This is a genomic window from Sphingobium psychrophilum (assembly GCF_012927105.1).
GTDB classification, from domain to species: Bacteria; Pseudomonadota; Alphaproteobacteria; order Sphingomonadales; family Sphingomonadaceae; genus Sphingobium; species Sphingobium psychrophilum.
Genome location: NZ_JABBFV010000014.1, coordinates 45378 through 62427, shown reverse-complemented (window position 1 = coordinate 62427; position 17050 = coordinate 45378). Strand labels below are relative to the sequence as shown.

At 63.9% G+C, this 17050-nt stretch carries 14 protein-coding genes, 1 tRNA gene and 1 pseudogene; 6 read left to right on the top strand and 10 right to left on the bottom strand.

The genetic code is table 11. From position 1 onward, the window contains the following. The first annotated feature begins 22 nt into the window (after positions 1–22). The gene (locus tag HHL08_RS17360; protein ID WP_169574322.1) at positions 23–430 is read left to right on the top strand and encodes a VOC family protein; all 408 of its coding nucleotides are present in this window, start codon (positions 23–25) and stop codon (positions 428–430) included. Beyond that, positions 427–957: a peroxiredoxin gene (locus tag HHL08_RS17355; RefSeq protein WP_066599550.1), complete on the top strand. Its 531-nt coding sequence runs from the start codon at positions 427–429 to the stop codon at positions 955–957. Before HHL08_RS17360 ends, HHL08_RS17355 begins: the two co-directional genes overlap by 4 nt. A gap of 39 nt (positions 958–996) precedes the next feature. On the opposite strand, the gene HHL08_RS17350 is transcribed toward HHL08_RS17355, so the two are convergent. Both HHL08_RS17350 and HHL08_RS17345 read right to left on the bottom strand, forming a co-directional pair. Further along, positions 997–1911 (bottom strand): dienelactone hydrolase family protein, encoded by a 915-nt coding sequence (locus HHL08_RS17350; protein ID WP_169574321.1) that lies wholly within the window; start codon positions 1909–1911, stop codon positions 997–999. Positions 1912–1949: 38 nt separating this feature from the next. Further along, positions 1950–2372, bottom strand: coding sequence for a gamma-glutamylcyclotransferase family protein (locus tag HHL08_RS17345; protein WP_169574320.1), 423 nt, complete (start codon positions 2370–2372; stop codon positions 1950–1952). A 326-nt stretch (positions 2373–2698) separates the two neighbouring features. Here HHL08_RS17345 and HHL08_RS17340 point away from each other — a divergent pair, with 326 nt between their 5' ends. Then, positions 2699–2884 (top strand): PspC domain-containing protein, encoded by a 186-nt coding sequence (locus tag HHL08_RS17340; RefSeq protein WP_169574319.1) that lies wholly within the window; start codon positions 2699–2701, stop codon positions 2882–2884. A 335-nt stretch (positions 2885–3219) separates the two neighbouring features. On the opposite strand, the gene HHL08_RS17335 is transcribed toward HHL08_RS17340, so the two are convergent. Next, positions 3220–3957 (bottom strand): DUF72 domain-containing protein, encoded by a 738-nt coding sequence (locus HHL08_RS17335; RefSeq protein ID WP_169574318.1) that lies wholly within the window; start codon positions 3955–3957, stop codon positions 3220–3222. Between the two features lie 116 nt (positions 3958–4073). Between HHL08_RS17335 and HHL08_RS17330 the strand changes: the two are divergent. Further along, positions 4074–4309, top strand: a pseudogene (locus HHL08_RS17330) (DUF2061 domain-containing protein). A 6-nt stretch (positions 4310–4315) separates the two neighbouring features. Here the strand turns inward: HHL08_RS17330 and HHL08_RS17325 are convergent. From HHL08_RS17325 to recJ, 3 genes are all read right to left on the bottom strand, one after another. Beyond that, positions 4316–4984: a peptidylprolyl isomerase gene (locus HHL08_RS17325; protein ID WP_169574317.1), complete on the bottom strand. Its 669-nt coding sequence runs from the start codon at positions 4982–4984 to the stop codon at positions 4316–4318. A 126-nt stretch (positions 4985–5110) separates the two neighbouring features. Next, positions 5111–5185, bottom strand: a tRNA-Glu gene (locus HHL08_RS17320). Positions 5186–5286: 101 nt separating this feature from the next. Then, positions 5287–7053: a single-stranded-DNA-specific exonuclease RecJ gene (recJ, locus tag HHL08_RS17315; RefSeq protein ID WP_169574316.1), complete on the bottom strand. Its 1767-nt coding sequence runs from the start codon at positions 7051–7053 to the stop codon at positions 5287–5289. A 139-nt stretch (positions 7054–7192) separates the two neighbouring features. Between recJ and HHL08_RS17310 the strand changes: the two genes are divergently transcribed. Beyond that, positions 7193–9325 (top strand): autotransporter assembly complex protein TamA, encoded by a 2133-nt coding sequence (locus HHL08_RS17310; protein ID WP_169574315.1) that lies wholly within the window; start codon positions 7193–7195, stop codon positions 9323–9325. Continuing rightward, positions 9325–13548, top strand: a complete 4224-nt coding sequence (locus HHL08_RS17305) for a translocation/assembly module TamB domain-containing protein (protein ID WP_169574314.1) — start codon at positions 9325–9327, stop codon at positions 13546–13548. The genes HHL08_RS17310 and HHL08_RS17305 overlap by 1 nt, the downstream gene beginning before the upstream one ends. Positions 13549–13606: 58 nt before the next feature. Here HHL08_RS17305 and HHL08_RS17300 read toward each other — a convergent pair whose 3' ends face one another. The 4 genes from HHL08_RS17300 to HHL08_RS17285 all read right to left on the bottom strand — a co-directional run bounded on the left by HHL08_RS17300 (position 13607) and on the right by HHL08_RS17285 (position 16993). Then, a complete protein-coding gene (locus HHL08_RS17300; RefSeq protein ID WP_169574313.1) occupies positions 13607–14059 on the bottom strand; it encodes a hypothetical protein in 453 nt (150 codons plus the stop codon). Between the two features lie 75 nt (positions 14060–14134). Next, complete coding sequence (locus HHL08_RS17295; RefSeq protein ID WP_169574312.1) at positions 14135–14914, bottom strand: transglutaminase-like domain-containing protein; 780 nt, start codon at positions 14912–14914, stop codon at positions 14135–14137. 528 nt (positions 14915–15442) lie between these two features. After that, positions 15443–16516 (bottom strand): recombinase RecA, encoded by a 1074-nt coding sequence (gene recA, locus HHL08_RS17290; RefSeq protein WP_169574311.1) that lies wholly within the window; start codon positions 16514–16516, stop codon positions 15443–15445. 120 nt (positions 16517–16636) lie between these two features. Next, complete coding sequence (locus HHL08_RS17285; RefSeq protein ID WP_169574310.1) at positions 16637–16993, bottom strand: response regulator; 357 nt, start codon at positions 16991–16993, stop codon at positions 16637–16639. Positions 16994–17050 lie beyond the last annotated feature (57 nt).

Sequence of the window (17050 nt, the reverse complement as noted above, 5' to 3'; positions counted from 1 at the left end):
CACAAAAGAGGGAGTCGATGCCATGCCGGTGCTGGGAATGGGAGGCCTGTTCTTTCGCGCGCGCGATCCCGATGCGCTGGGCGCCTGGTATCGCACGCATTTGAATGTCGGCGGCGGCTGCGTGGTCGATCCGGCCGACACGCCCAATGAATGGATCTGGCAACCGCAGGGCGGGCCGATGGTGTTCGCCCCGTTCAAGGCGGACAGCGACTATTTCGCTGCCGACAAGGCGTTCATGCTGAATTTCCGCGTGTCCGATCTCGATTCCCTTCTGGGCCGCTTGCGCGCATCGGGCGTTGCGATCATCACCAAGCCCGAATGGGACGATCCCGTCCTCGGCCGTTTCGCCCGCATTCATGATCCAGAGGGCAATGCGATCGAATTATGGGAACAGCCCGATCAACGTCCGACCCAAGGAACCGACTCATGAAGCGCCTGTCTCTCCTCCTCGCCGCTGCCGCCGCCCTTAGTTCCAGCGGCGCGATGGCCGCCCTAGCCGTCGGGGCCAAGGCACCCGATTTCACCACGCGCGGCGCGCAGGCGGGCAAGACCTTCACCCTCACCTTGTCGCATCAGTTGAAGCGCGGGCCGGTGGTGCTCTATTTCTTCCCCAAGGCGTTCACGCCGGGCTGTTCGGCCGAAGCCCGCGAGTTCGCGGAGAATATCGACAAGTTCAAGGCGGCGGGCGCGACGGTCATCGGCATGTCGGCAGACCCGGTCGATGATCTCGTCGCCTTCTCGACCAAGGAATGTGCGGGCAAGTTCGCTGTCGCTTCGGCCGGGCCGGCGATCGTGACGGGCTATGACGTGGCGCTCAAGATGCGGCCGGGCATGACCGACCGCACCTCCTATGTCATCGCGCCGTCGGGCCGGGTGGCGTTCGTCCATAGCGAAATGAACTATGCCGAGCATGTGAAGACCACGCTGGCCGCTGTCGAAGCTATGAAGCAGAAATAACATGGCCGGGCTCCTGCGAACACAGGAGCCCGGTTCTTCTCACCGCTTCACATATGTCCCGAACCAGTCGATCGTCGCATCCCACGCGGCCTTGGCGGCTACTTCGTTATAGCTCGGCCGATAATCGGCCATGAAGCCATGGTCGGCGCCTGTATGGACGGTGATGGCGTCAGGCGGGGATTTGCCAGCCTTCACCAACGCGGCGCGCATCGCCTCTACGTCCGCCAGCGGGATACCCTTGTCCAATTCGCCATATTGGCCCAGCACCGGCGCCTTGAGCTTGCCGACCTCCTCGATCGCACTCAGCGTCTGCAACGGCGTCTTGTCCGTCACCAGTCGGCCATAATAAGCGACCCCGGCGTCCAGATCGGCGCTGTGCGCGGCATAGAGCCATACGACCCGCCCGCCCCAGCAGAAGCCGGTGATGCCGCGCCGCTTCGCATCGCCGCCATGCTTGCCCGCCCAGCCATAGGTCGTGTCGATATCGCTCAGCACCTGCGCGTCTGGCGCCTTGGAGACGATGGTGCCGATCAGCTGCTTGAAATCGGAAACCTTGGTCGCGTCGCCATGGCGCGCGAACAGGTCGGGCGCGATGGCATAATAGCCCGCCTTGGCAAAGCGGCGACAGATATCGCGTATCCATTCATGCACGCCGAAAATCTCATGCACCACGACGATGACAGGCGCGGCCTTGCCGCTCGCCGGGCGCGCGACGAAGGCGGGCATGGCGAAGCCGTCGCTGGCGGGAATCGATACAGCCTCTTCCGTCAGCCCTTCGGCGGATGTCTGCACCGCGCTGCTGGCTATGGGGCGGCAGGCGGCGGCGAAACCGGCTGCGAACGCCCCGCCCGCCAATATGTGCCGCCGCTGAAAACCGGTGGTGCCGATCCAGTTGCGATCCTCGGCCAGCCGCTCCACGGATGGGGTGTCATCGTCCTTACGATCGGTGGTCATCGGTGCCTGTCTCCTGTCGATCTTGTTGATGCGGAAGACTAGCTGCCCCGCTCCTGCGCGCAAGACAGGAAGTCGCCATCGGCAACCAGCGGCAGGCCTGTGGTGTCGCGGGCATAGAGATAGACCCAGGCCGTCACCGGCCCATCCGCCGCCTGCACCGTCATGGCGACGCGGCGATATTCATGGGGCTGCGGATGATGGGCGGCGCATTCCTCATAATCGTCCAGCACCGCCAGGATCGCCGCGGGGTCGGCCAGGCCGAAAAGGTCGCCCTGCACCCGGCCCGTCTGCCCCGCCACCAGCCCCGGATAGTCGGCGACCCGGTATAGCACGCCCTCGATCGTGGCCGGACCGACCAGCCGCGCCGACTGCCGCAACCAGCGCGCCATCGGCCCGTCATAGGCGGTGCGCAGCGTGCCGTAGACAAATAAATATGTAGGCTCCACCGCAGTGTCAGGCATATTCCACCAATCTGCGGGAAAATATCCCAACAGCGCGACTATTTGCCAGCCGCGCCACACGCCTCGTCAGCGAACAGCCGCTGATTTCCGCCAAAAATCGAAACTGGCACGGCATCTGCAAATCCTGTTGGCATCAAGGTCGGAATGATCCGGCCACCACATCAGGGAGTATCCACCATGTCCATCGCCAAGATCCAGAACGCCGCTATCGCCCTTGTCGGCGCTTTCATCGTCGCCAGCCTGTTCGTCAGCGCGGCGATCCCGGTGTCGCCGATCGCCTGATCGCGCCCCTTACTCAACACCCATTTCAGCAAAAGGCCAGACAGATGAACAACAGCTTCACCCTCGACCGCAACAATGGCAAGATCATGGGCGTGTGCGCCGGCGTCGCCAACCGCACCGGCCTGGACGTCACGCTGCTCCGCGTCGGACTGGTCCTGCTGACGCTCTGCGCGCTGGGGCCGATCGGCGTCGTGGCCTATCTGCTCGCAGGCTGGCTCGCGGAAGGCTGATGATCGTCCGCCATGAAGGCAGGACATCGCCAAGTCATCATCAAATAAAAAGGCCGCTCCGGTTAAACCAGGAGCGGCCTTTTCGCATCCCGATCCGTCGGGATGTAATGCGCGCGTGACGCGCGATCAGGCATATAGCACCGAATAGAAAGTCAACATCTGAACACCGACCGCAACGGCCAGCACAGCACCCTGAAAGGCCTGCCGCATATTTTGCTCCATCTTTACAAGAATTGCCACCCATCTGGGTGTGAGGTGGCCACTACGCCCGTCATATTCTTGTAACAATCGCAAAGCGCGGCATACCGATTGCACTAAATGCAACAGGCCTGTTACTACAAAGCCACGATCATCGCCTGCGCCGCCGGCGGGTTGCGTTCTTTGGCACCGCTGATGAAGAAGGTGAAGACGTCGCCCTGCCCCGCCGCAGCCTTGGCCCGCTCAGCCCAATCTGCGATCATCGCGGGCGCATAGCCGGTCGGCTCATTCGCCTGCGCCCGCATCAGCCGCATATAGGCAAAGCCGACATCATGGCCGGTGATCGCGGGATAATCGTCATGATCGGCCAGCACCACCGCGGCCCCGGCGTCGCGGGCCATCGCCAGGAAGGCCGGATTGTCGAAGCTCTCGTTCCGCACTTCCAACGCATGGCGCAGCCGCACCCCATCGACGCTCGATGGCAGCAATTGCAGGAAAGCGCCGAAATCGTCGGGATCGAATTTTTTGGTCGGCGTGAACTGCCACAGGATCGGCCCCAGCCGGTCGCCCAGTTCGGCGATACCCTGATTGGTGAACTTCGCGATCGACTCGCCCGCTTCCGCCAGCAACTTCCGATTGGTGCAATAGCGCGACGCCTTGACCGCGAACTGGAATCCGTCCGGCACCGCCTTCGCCCAGCCTGCAAAGGTCGCGGGCTTCTGGCTGCTATAATAGGTCGCGTTGATCTCGGTCGCGGTCAGATGCGCGCCGACATAGGCCAGCTCATCCTTCTGCCGCAGCCCCGCCGGATAGAAGCTGCCACGCCACGGTTCATAAACCCAGCCGCCAATGCCCACCCTGATCCGTCCAGCCATGCGCCCTCCCCTTCACACGCCATCCTGATCGGAGTGGGCGATCAGAGCCAGTGGAAAACGCCATTGGCCACTATTGCGAACCACTCTTAATTAGGCCGAAACCAAGGAGACGCCCCATGTCGCTCGACCTCATCAAGACCGGCACTTATCTGACATCCACCTGACCGTCGGCTTCACCGTCGCCTATGTCATGACCGGATCACTTGCGCTGGCCGGCGGCATCGCGCTAGTGGAACCGGTGATCAACGCCGTCGCCTTCTTCTTCCACGAACAGGCGTGGAAGAAGGTGCAGGCCCGGCCGCCGCGCGAGGGCGGCAAGCGGTGGGTGCGCGATCAGGCGGTCTTTGCGTAGAGCTGTCTACCTCGTTGTTCGTTTGATGCCGATCAGCCAAGGCTTCACCCCGCGCGTGGGCTTGGCCGTGCCGTCCAGCCGCCGGGCGCGCAAGATGCGGATCGGCTTGACGATCATCTGCCCGCGCATCGGCCCCGAGCCGCAGCAGGTCGGCACCGACAGGATTTTGCGCACCACATCCATGCCTCCGACGACATGGCCGAAGGCGGCATAGCCGATATAGTCGCCGCGCGCGTCCATATTGGGCGTGGCGCCGATGGTGATGAAAAAATTGCCCATCGCCGAATTGGGCCGGTTGGGCCGCGCCATGGAGAGCGTGGCGTCGAGGTGCAGGATGCCGGTCCGGCTCGTCGGCTCATGCACGACAGGCGGCAGCGATCGCCGCGCATCGGTGTCGATCCCACCCTGGATCAGGCCATAATGGGGATCGCTCTTGCGCCGCGCCGCCCGATAGAAGGTGACGCCATCGAAGCGGCCATCATCGACATAGGTCAGGAAATTGGCCGCAGTACGCGGTGCCCGTTTCTGGTCCACCGCGACGATAATCGTGCCGACCGAGGTTTCGATCGCGACGCGGGTAAAACCGAAGGCAGGCCGATTGGCCGGAAGAGCGACAGAGAGGGCGGACCACAGGCCAAGGATTAGGCCAAGGGCGCACAGGACAAAAGGACGCATCGGGCAACATATACTCGGCAAGGACGGCAAGCGCCCAAGGCTAAAGCGGACGCATGCAGGCCGTAACCGCCAGGTCGCGCATTTGTCGATGAGGAGAGGTGAAAAGCGCCTCCGCCAGAGCGGAGGTGGTGATCCCAACGGGATTCGAACCCGTATCGCTGCCGTGAAAGGGCAGTGTCCTAACCGTTAGACGATGGGACCTCATGCAGCGACTGACCAGGCAGCGCTGCGAAGCGAGGGCGCAATTAGGCGGGCACGGCAAAAGGGTCAACCCCCAAAAGGGAAGAAAATGACAATCCTGCTCATTCGGCCCAGGCCGCATCCTCCAGATGCAGTTCGGCGGCCGGACGGCTGCCCCAATCGTCGATCTTGACCTTGCCCGCAACCCACAGCTTGCGGTCGCGCGGCGCGCCCAATATCGCCTGGCCCAGATCGGTTTCGGCCTGGCGAAAGGCGATGGTCTTGATCGACCGGCCATCCTCCCCGCTCATGATCGCACGCAGATGGCCGTTGCCCACCACATCGGCCTTGATGACGCGCATCGGCCCCGCGGCGATCAGCGGGGCGGGCCATCCTGCGCCATAGGGACCGCCCTGTTCGATCGCGGCGACGAAGTCCGGGTTGACCCCGGCGGGCGCCAGCACCGCATCGATCAGCAGCGCCCGGTTGTCGCGCGCATTGGCGACGGCGGCGGACAGGCGATCGTCCAGAAAGTCGGCGAGCGCGTCGATCCGGTCCGCCGCAACCGTCAGCCCCGCCGCCATGGCATGGCCGCCCCCCGCGACCAGCAGGCCGCTATCCTTCGCCGCCATCACCGCCGCGCCCAGGTCCACGCCGGATATCGAGCGGCCCGACCCCTTGCCCACCCCAGCGTCGTCCACCGCAATGACGATGGCGGGGCGACCGGCCTTTTCCTTGATCCGACCCGCGACGATGCCGATGACGCCGGGGTGCCAGCCCTGGCCGGAAATCACCGCCACGGCGCGGTTGCCCTGCGCCGAAAGCAGGGCTTCGGCCTGTTCCTGCACCGTCGATTCGATCGCGCGCCGTTCCTCATTATAATGGTCGAGCTGCGCCGCTATGCTGGCGGCTTCAACCGGGTCTTCCGTCGTCAGCAGCCGCACGCCCAGGTCCGCCTGTCCGACCCGGCCACCGGCGTTGATACGTGGCCCCAGCGCGAAGCCCAGATCATGGCACAGCGGCGCGCGGGTCAGGCGGCTGGCGTCGATCAGTGCGGCCAGGCCGATATTGTGGCGATTGGCCATGACTTTCAGCCCCTGCGCCACGAAAGCGCGGTTGAGGCCCTTCAATTGCGCGACATCCGCCACCGTGCCCAGCGCGACGATATCCAGCAATTCCATCAGCGCCGGTTCGCTGCGGCTGGCGAACCAGCCGCGCGCCCGCAACACCCGCACCAGCGCCGCGCCGAGCAGGAAGGCCACGCCGACAGCAGCCAGATGGCCATGCACCGCCGCGCCCTCATTTTCGTCCAGCCGGTTGGGGTTCACCAGGGCAAAGGCTTCGGGCAACTGGGTCGAACATTTATGATGATCGACCACGACGACATCGACGCCCGTCGCCTTCGCCATGGAAAGGGCCTCGAACGCCTGCGCCCCGCAATCGACGGTGACGATCAGGGTCGCCCCATCCCCCGCCAACCGCACCAGCGCCTCGCCCGACGGGCCATAGCCCTCCATCAGACGGTCGGGGATATAAGGTTTGGCGTGCAGCCCCAAATCGCGCAGCAGCCGGATCAGCAGCGCCGCGCTGGTCGCGCCGTCGACGTCATAATCGCCGAAGATGCGGACATCCTCGCCGCGCTGCACCGCGTCGGCCAGCCGATCGGCGGCGGCGTCCATGTCGCGGAACAGGCTGGGATCGGGCATGAAGGCGCGGATGGTGGGATTGCGATGGGCATCGACCGCATCGCGTGGACAGCCGCGCGCCAGCAGCAATTGCGTCACCAGATCGTCGGGCAGATAGGTGGCGTCGCGCCCATCGGCGCTCCCGCCGCGCCAGCGCCAGGGCTGGCCGGAAATCGATCGGGAGATATTGAGCGCAAATGTCATGCGACCGCTCTAGCCTTCCACGAGTCCCGAGGGAAGCACAGCAAATCATGCCAGACGCGGAACCGACGCAACTTGTTGAGCGTATTGCCTCTTTGCCGCGCGTGTGGAATGCACGATGCGAAGGGGGCATCGCAGGTTCATGACGACACGACAGGCATATCATGTCCGGCGCATAATGGCGGTGGCGCTGATGACAGCCTCGTCCTTGCCGCTGATGGCCCAAGCCCAGACGACGCCCTCACCCGATCCAAGCCTCCCTTATGAGACGACGCAGGATGAAGAGCCGATCCTGCCTGATGACCAGTTCGAGGCGCGGTTGCCCAAGGTCGAAAGCCCGGATCAGACCAACCCCAATGCCCCCCTGCCCTCGATCGACAGCTGGATCGACCAGCAGATGCCGCAGCAATCGGGCGCGCCGGTCGAATTGCCGCCGGCGATCGATCCGGCCGAGCAACAGGAACTGGCCCAGCCGCTGCCGCCACTGGACAGCGTGACCGTGCCGGCCAATGTCGCGTCCAGTGACGATCCCAACGCGAAGCAGCCCGACGTCCGCTATGGCACCTCTATCGAAGGTTTCGGCAAGACAGGCCTGGAAGACGAATTTCGCGCTGAATCCGCCCTGATCGATGGCGACGGCAAGGCCGAAACCGCCGCGATGGTGCAGGCGCGTGCGCAGGAGGATGAGAAGCTGGCGACGCGCCTCTTCTATTCACAGGGCTATTATGACGCGACCGCGCTCGCCAGCCTGGACCAGGCGGGCGACGGCACGCTCAAGGCGGTCATTTCCGTGACGCCGGGCAAGCGATACAAAATCGGCGAGATCGTCATCACCGCGGGACAGACCGTTCCGCCCGGTTTGGTCCGCGACAGCCTGCCGCTCAAGACCGGCGACTATATCGTCGCGACATTGGTGGAAGGCGCAGAGGCCAATGTCGCACTGAAACTGCCCGAAAATGGCTATCCGTTCGCAAAGGTGGGCGAGCGCGACATATTGCTCGATCCCGCGACGGTGACGGGCGACTATACATTGCCGGTGGATACCGGACCGCGCGGCTCGTTCCGCAAGATCACCACCAGCGGCGACAAACAGGCGTTCGGCGCCGACCATATGGAGGTCATCAAGCGCTACAAGCCGGGCGAACTCTATGACAGCCGCAAGGTGGACGACCTGCGCAAGGCGCTGGTGGCGACATCCCTGTTTTCCAGCGTGTCGGTGGAGCCGGTGCAGACCGGTGAGGCTGGGCCGGACGGAACCGAATATGTCGATCTGCATGTGGAGCAGGACGCCGGGCCGCCGCGCACTTTGGCGGGCGAAGCGGGCTATGGCACGGGCCAGGGGTTTCGCGCAGAGGCGACATGGACCCATCGCAACATGTTCCCGCCCGAAGGCGCGCTGATCGCCGGCGTTATCGCAGGCACGCAGGAGCAAGGCGTGTCGGGTACATTCCGCCGGTCCAATGCGGGCAAGCGTGACAAGACCTTCCAGGCCGGGGCGACGCTCAACCACCAGAAGTATGACGCCTATGAAGCGTTCACCGCGGGCCTCAACATCGGCTGGGCACGCCAGTCGACGCCGATTTTCCAGAAACGCTGGACCTACAGCTATGGCGCCGAAATCCTGCTGACCAATGAGCAGGTGGTGATCGACCCGGCGACCGCGGACAAGACGCGGCGCACCTATTTCATCGGCGGCGTGCCGGTGCAGATCGGCTATGACCGGTCGAATGACCTGCTGAACCCGACCAAAGGCTTCCGCGCCAATCTGCGCGCCGAACCGGAAGGGTCGCTACAGGGCAGTTTCTCGCCCTATCTGCGCGCCAGTTTCGACCTGACCGGCTATTATCCGGTGTCGGACAGCCTGGTGATCGCGGGACGGGCCAAGGTCGGCACCATCACAGGGGTCAGCCGCGGCGACGTCGCCCCATCGCGGCGCATTTATGCCGGTGGCGGCGGATCGGTACGCGGCTTCGGCTATCAGGAACTGGGGCCTAAAGACGCCAACGCCGATCCGATCGGCGGCCGGTCCGTCAATGAATTTGCGGTCGAGGGCCGCTATCGCTTCGGCAATTATGGCGTGGTCGCGTTCGTCGATGCCGGTCAGGTCTATGAAAGCTCCATGCCAGAATTTTCTGACATGCGGTACGGCGTGGGCCTGGGCGGCCGCTTCTACACCAATTTCGGCCCCTTCCGCGCGGACATAGCCATGCCGATCAACCGGCAACCCGGCGAATCCAAATTCGCCCTCTATATCGGCATCGGGCAGGCCTTCTGATGGCGCAGGATGACATCATGCCCCCCGCTGACGAAGCAACCCAGACGATCGTCATCCGCGAAAAACGCGCGCTGTGGCAGAAGATTGCGATCGGCGTCATCGGTCTGGTCGTCGCGCTGGTTGTGCTGGCGGGCGGGCTGCTACTCGGCCTCAACACCCAGCCGGGCAAGACATTCCTGATCCAGCAGATCGCCGCGCTGCAAATGGAATCGGGCATGAAGATCGAGGTCGGCCGGATCGACGGATCGATCTACAGCGACATGACGATCCACGACCTGGTGCTGCGCGACCCCAAGGGCGTGTTCGCCGTCAGCCCAAAGGTGCATGTCGTGTGGCGGCCCTTCCGCTACGTCAATAATCATATCTCGGTCAGCCTGCTGGAAACGCCGCTGGTCGTGCTGGCGCGCAGCCCGCAGTTCAACGTCGTCGCCAGCGATCCCAATGCGCCGATCCTGCCCGATCTCGACATCGACGTCGACCGGATGAAGATCGGCAAGTTCATCCTCGCCAAGCCGGTGATCGGCCAGAAGCGCGAGATCGCGATCGACGGCGTCACCCATATCGCCGACGGCCGGGCGATCCTGTCCGCCGACGCGATCGTCGACAGCGGCGACCGGTTGCAGGCGAAACTGGACGCCGTGCCCGACCAGAATCGCCTCGCCATGAGTGGCACGTTGACCGCGCCCAAGGGCGGCGTGATCGCGGCGATGACCGGTCTGACCGACGGCGTCATTGCGACGCTGGACGGCAAGGGGACATGGCAGGCATGGGATGGACGGGTCGTCGCGACCTCACCCAAGGGCGAACTGGCGAACATCGCGCTGTCGGCGCGAGACGGCAATTTCACCGCGAAAGGCCCGGTCCGCCCCGGCCTGGTCTTCGCCGGCACGGTCGATCGCCTGACCGGACCGCAACTGGACGTCGATCTGTTCGCGGGTCTCAACGAACGGCGCGTCAACATTAAAGGCACGTTGCGATCGCCCGCTATGTCAGCCGATGCACAAGGGCTGATCGACCTGGGCACAAGCCGGTTCAGCGCGTTCAAGATCAACGCCGCGCTGCTGACGCCCGGCGCGATCATGGAGAAGGTGAAGGGTCGCGACGTGCGCGCTTCCATCATCCTTGATGGGCCCATGGCGACGCCCTTCATCGATTATGACATCACGGCCAAGAGCCTGGCGTTCGACGCCACCGGCATAGAGAATCTGAAAGCCAGCGGCCGTGCGGTGATCGACACCGATCGTATCCGCATCCCCGTGAGCGCCACCGCAACCCGCGTGACGGGCCTCAATGCCGCAGCGGGCGGCCTGCTCCAGAATCTGCGCGTGAAGGGCGATTTCGCCTATGCCGCGGGCAAACTGATCAGCGACAATCTGAAAATCGACAGCGACAAGGTGGACGCCACCGCCATCGTCCTGGCCGACCTCGACAATGCGCTCTATCGCGGGGCGCTCAAAGGCCGGGTCAACGACTATAAGATCGACGGCGTCGGTATCGTCAACCTCAACACCGATGTCGAACTGATCCCCGGACCCAAGGGCGGCTTTGGCCTAGGCGGACGATTCGGCGTGCGGACGGCGCGTTGGGAAAATGCGTCGGTGCGCGATTTCCTGGGCGGCAATGCCGTCATGTCCGGCCGGATCGGCATGACGCCGGAGGGCAAGTTCACCCTGGCCAGCCTTAAGGGCGCGGCGCCCAATTTCACCATTCATAGCGGCTCCGGCAGCTATGACACGGACGGGCAGGTCGCCTTCGACGCCACGGCCTCCTCCAGACAATATGGCCCGCTCGCGCTGACCGTCCGGGGCACGATGGAGCGACCGCAGGCAGTGTTGCGCGCGGCGCGGCCCAATGTCGGCGTGCAACTGACGGATGTGGTTGCCAAGCTGAACGGCGAAGCGGCCGGCTATCGGCTCGAAGCCACCGGTGGGTCGCCCTATGGTCCCTTCTTCGCCAATGTGTTGATCCGCACCGCACAAGGCCCGCTGACCATCGACGTCACCAAGGCGCGCTTCGCCGGGGTCGATATGAACGGCCGCATCCAGCAGAGCGCCGCCGGCCCCTTTACCGGGCAATTGGCGATGAACGGCTCCGGCATCACCGGCGCGATCCGGCTGGCGGCGGTGGGCAAGGTGCAGGGGGTGGACGTCAACGCCACCGCCAGCAACGCCAAACTGCCGGGAGAGGCCGATGTCGTGATCGGCCGGGCGATCGTCACCGCCTCTATCCTGCTGACCGAACAGCCGCAGATCAAGGCCGACGCGCAGATCGCCAATGCCGCTTATGGCGCCTATGTGGTACGCAAGGCGCGGGCGCGGGTCGATTATCAGGGCGGGCGTGGCCGCGCGCAGCTGGTCGCCGACGGCTCCAGCGGCGTGCCCTTCTCGATCGCGGCCAATGCGGCGTTGCGCCCCAACCTCTATGCCGTGGCGTTGCAGGGCAAGGCGGCGAACATCGATTTCCGTCTGGCGCAGCCGGCCATCATCCGCAGCGAGCCAGGCGGCAATCGCCTGGAACCGGCGACATTGGTGCTGCCGCAGGGCAAGGTCGATCTGGCCGGCCGCTTCGGCGACACGACCACCGCTCAGGCGCGGTTCAAGGATTTCGATCTGGCCATCGCCAATATCGCAGCCCCCGGCCTGGGCATCGGCGGCAAGATGACCGGCACGCTGGACTATGCGCAGAAGGGCAACGCCTTCCCGACCGCGACCACCCGACTGGCGATCAACGATTTCCGCCGGTCCAGCCTGACCGCCGTGTCCGATCCGGTGTCGATGAATGTCGAGGGCAAGCTGTCTTCGGCGGGCGGCGACCTGCGCGGACTGATCCGCAAGGGCAGCAGCACGCTGGGCCGCTTCACCGCCACGCTGGCGCCGCCGGGCGCGGGCGCGAGCTGGGCCGAACAGTTGCAGAACGCGCCGCTGGGCGGCGGCATCCGCTACGCCGGGCCCGCCGATGTGCTCTTTTCCTTCGCAGGACTGGCCGATCAGCAGTTGACCGGCGGCCTCGCCGTGGCGGCAGATTTCAACGGGCGTCTGAACGATCCGCGGCTGAACGGCGTGGTGCGCGCCAACGCACTGACCTATGAAAATGAGACGTTCGGCACGCGCGTCACTCAGATGAAGCTGGATGGCCGGTTCACCAACGACCATCTGGAGATCCGCGATTTCTCCGGCCGGGCGGGCGAGGGCACGGTGCAAGCGTCGGGCAATGTCGGATTGGCGGCGGCCAGCGGTTTCCCGATGGATATCGCGGTCAAGCTCAACCGGGCGCGACTGGCGCGGAGCGAGGCGATCACCAGCGTCGTCAGTGGCACGCTCAACATCAGCAACAGCCCGGCCAATGGCGGCCTGATCAAGGGCGACCTGAACCTGCCGGAAACCCGGTACAAGGTCGCTTGGCAGGGCGGCACCGAGATTAGGCAGCTAGCCGGGGTCCGGCGCAAGGGCGAAGGCGGCGACGCGCTCGACCAGCGACTGGCCGCGCGCAAGGCCGCGGCGGCCAAGCCTGCCGACTGGAAACTGGATATCCGGGTGAAGGCGGACAATGAAATCTATGTCACCGGCATGGGGCTGGATTCCGAATGGAAGACCAACATGCGGGTCACAGGCACGACCACCAATCCGCGCGTCGTCGGCAAAATTGAATCGATCCGTGGCCGTTACAGCTTCTCGGGCCATCAGTTCGACCTGGAGCAGGGCGTCATCACCTTCAACGGGCCGATGTTCAATCCCATCCTGGCGATCAAGGCGCAGACCCGGATCGATACGGTGACCGCGGGCATTCAGGTGACGGGATCGGCGCAGCAGCCCGACATCGCCTTCATCTCTACGCCCACCTTGCCGCAGGATGAAATCCTCTCGCGCATCCTGTTCGGCGACAATGTCGCCAATCTGTCGCCGATGCAGGCAGTGCAACTGGCGGCGGCACTCAACGGCTTGCGCGGCGGCAGCGGCGGATTGAACCCGATGGGCAAGTTGCAGGGCGCGTCGGGCATCGACCGGATCGGCATCGTTGGCGGCGACGATACGACCGGGCGCGGCACATCGCTCGCGGTCGGCCAGCATATCTCCAACAATATCTATGTGGAGGTCATCACCGACTCCAAGGGTTTCACTGCCACCCAGTTGGAGATCGCGCTGTCGAAGACGCTTAGCCTGTTGTCGAAGACCGGCACCAATGCAGGATCATCGGCCAACCTGCGCTATTCGAAGGATTATTGAGGGGCGGAGGCGATGGGCGATGTTCGAGGACAGATCGGCCGTCGCAGCTGATATTGGGTCAACGGCCTGGGTCGCCCAGCCTTGTCCACGCTTCACGTGCGTCGATCCGTTCGCGATCGCTGGCGGGTGTGCAAAAGCGTCGATCGAACCAGAAGGCGCGCTGCGCATCCGGCTTACCTGAGCGGGTGCCCGGATCGCGCACCATGAGTTGCCTAATCTCGTCCAGCGACAGGAGATAACAAGCCGGGCTGTCCGATAGTGCGTGCGCGACGAAGACCCACCATGGCGTCACCAATGCGTCGGGTTGAAGACCCAAGCGCACATCGTTGGGTTTTGCACTGTGCGCCTTGACCTGAATAGGTTGAACGATCCGCTCACATTGCGAAACGGCGTACAGATCCGCCCCTCGGGCGTTGCGGACGGTCAGCATGACATTCCAGCCATGCCGCGACAGTTCGCGCGCGACATGATAAACGCCGGCGTTGCCCGTCAATTGGCGTTCGTTGCTCATACCCGACCAATAGCAGGCATTTCTCTTTCAAATAGATAATCGGCCTTCGACGCTGCGCCCAATCCGACGCATGGATTATGCCGCCGTAACAGTGATCGACTGGGCGTTCATCATCGCGCCGCCGAAGACGGTCATGAACGCGATGTCGGTGGCGTCGCGGCCGACGGCGATGCGGACCATGGTTTCGACCGGCGCGAGGCCAGTCGAATCGACGATGTGCCAGGCGCCGTCGAGCCAGACTTCGACCACCGCATGGAAGTCTGGCGGGTCGAGGCCCAGCGCATAGACCGACACCAGCCGCGCGGGAATGTCGCGCGAGCGGATCAGCGCGGCGGTCAGATGGGCGAAGTCGCGGCACACGCCCTGTTGCGCCACGAACGTATCGGCCGCGGTCGTCGTGATGTCCGAACTGCCCGGCACATAGACGAGATTGTCATGCACCCAATCGACCAGCGCCTGCACCAACGCGCCGCCTTCCAGGTCGGGAAAATGGCTGCTGACGAAGCTGCCGAAACGGTCCGCCTCACAATAGCGGCTGGGCCAGATGAAGGGCAGCACCTCCTCCGGCAGGCTGGGGAGGGGGCTTTTGGCAAGGGTGGCGATGTCGACACGCGCGCGATCGACATCCACCGTGGAGCGGTAGGTGCTGAGCATACGGCCGGTGCCGGTGCGGGTCCAGGTGCGGCGGCCGATACCGCTGCCCCCCATCTTGTTGGTCAACGGCCCGGCATTGTCGATGATGTGCGACTGGGTGACGACCCGCTGGTCGGGCATCCCCGCCGCTTCGACCGCGAGTAGCACGTCGGTCGGTTCGGCGAAATCATAGTCGAGGATCGCTTCGATGGCGACGCGCATGGAGATGGGTTCCGGTGTGAGAGGAGACGGGTCGAATCGGCGCGCCCAAGGCAGCATCGGGGCGCTGCAAGGGGTTAGCAAGGGGTCATAAGCAGCGACCGTTCGGGACGGTCAGAAGGGGACGGGTTTGCGGATCGATATGGCGGCAGACGGGAGGCCTGGGCTGAAAAGCCTGCCTGCGCTTTATGTTCCGCCGCCTGGGCCACGACGAGGCCAAAGACAAGCCATGGGGCGATCGGCTTTGGTGGAGATGCAGAAAGGCGAGTGCACCGCGAGATTGGTTCACCCGCATCGGACGAGCATGGGCGGTTGTCGGCTTAACTTCGCATATTTCCCGCCAATGTCGTTATTTTGTTACGCGGCCTTGATCCTATCGAAAAGTCGGTGGCCATCATGGCCTGCGCATAAGTCACGGTAAAAGGCCCGTCGCGCGGGGACGCGGCGGGCCTTTTCAGAGCGTGATGCGTAAGGCGGGCGAGAGCCGATGAACCGCGCCCCGGCTGATCCGGCCGGGGACTGTTTCGGGGCTTATTCGCCATCATCCTCCGCATCGGGTCCGGTAATCATCTTTTCGGCGACCTCTTCGGTCTTGCCACGGATAGCCTTTTCCAGCTTGTCCGCCAGTTCGGGATGTTCCTTGAGGAACGTCTTGGAATTCTCACGCCCCTGACCGATGCGAATCGAGTCGTAGGAGAACCAGGCACCCGATTTCTCGACGATCCCGGCCTTGACGCCGAGGTCGAGAATCTCGCCGATCTTGGAGATGCCTTCGCCATACATGATGTCGAATTCGACCTGCTTGAAGGGCGGGGCGACCTTGTTCTTGACCACTTTCACGCGGGTCGCGTTGCCGACGATATCGTCGCGATCCTTGATCTGGCCGGTGCGACGGATGTCGAGGCGGACCGAGGCGTAGAATTTGAGCGCGTTGCCGCCGGTCGTGGTTTCCGGGTTGCCGTACATCACGCCGATCTTCATGCGCACCTGGTTGATGAAGATCACCATGCATTTGGAGCGCGAGATCGAGCCAGTCAGCTTGCGCAGCGCCTGGGACATAAGGCGCGCTTGCAGGCCGACATGGCTGTCGCCCATCTCGCCCTCGATTTCCGCACGCGGCACCAGCGCCGCGACCGAGTCGATCACCAATATGTCGATCGCGTTGGAGCGCACCAGCGTATCGACGATCTCCAGCGCCTGTTCGCCAGTGTCGGGCTGCGACACGATCAGTTCGTCAATATCGACGCCCAGCTTCTTGGCATAGCCGGGGTCCAGCGCATGTTCGGCATCCACGAACGCCGCGGTGCCGCCCGCCTTCTGCGCCTCAGCGATGGCGTGGAGCGCCAACGTGGTCTTGCCCGAGCTTTCCGGGCCGTAAATCTCGATGATGCGGCCCTTTGGCAGGCCGCCGATGCCAAGCGCGATGTCGAGGCCGAGCGAGCCACTGGAAATCGCTTCGATCTCCAACTTCTCCCGGCTGCCCAGCTTCATGGCCGAACCCTTGCCGAAGGCGCGGTCGATCTGTGCGAGCGCCGCGTCCAATGCTTTCTGTCTGTCCATTGTCCCGTTCTTCTTGGAATCGATGAGTGAGAGCATTGCGGTCATCGGCCAGTCCTCTGTCAAGCGGAACGCATGGGTTCCGTGCGTCTGGACGATGATGTATCCTGTTTGTTCTTCAAGAACAAGAGGGGAACGGAAATTTCCTATCCGTTCCCCGAACCAAGCTTATTCGCCTAATATCTTGCCCAGGGCGCGTTCGACCGCGCCGATGGTGAAGGGCTTGGCCAGGGTCGGCCGATCGGCATGGCTGGGCGGCAAATCGTCGGCCATGCCGCCGGTCGCGAATATGAAGGGGATGCCCTGTTCAACGAGTATATCCGCCACCGGCCAGCTTTTTTCACCCTGAAGATTGCAGTCCACCAGCGCCGCGTCGAACCCGCCCTCGCGCGCATGGGCGCAAGCTTCGTCGACGGAGGCTGCGACGGCGTGGAGCCGATAACCCAGCGCGTCGAGATAATCCTCAAGCATCATGCCGATCATCGCTTCATCTTCGACAATCAATATGCTCTTGCCGTCCGACATGCTGCGTAATCCCCGTTAATCCTGCCGACTCGCTAACCGATCGCCATCGACTTGCCC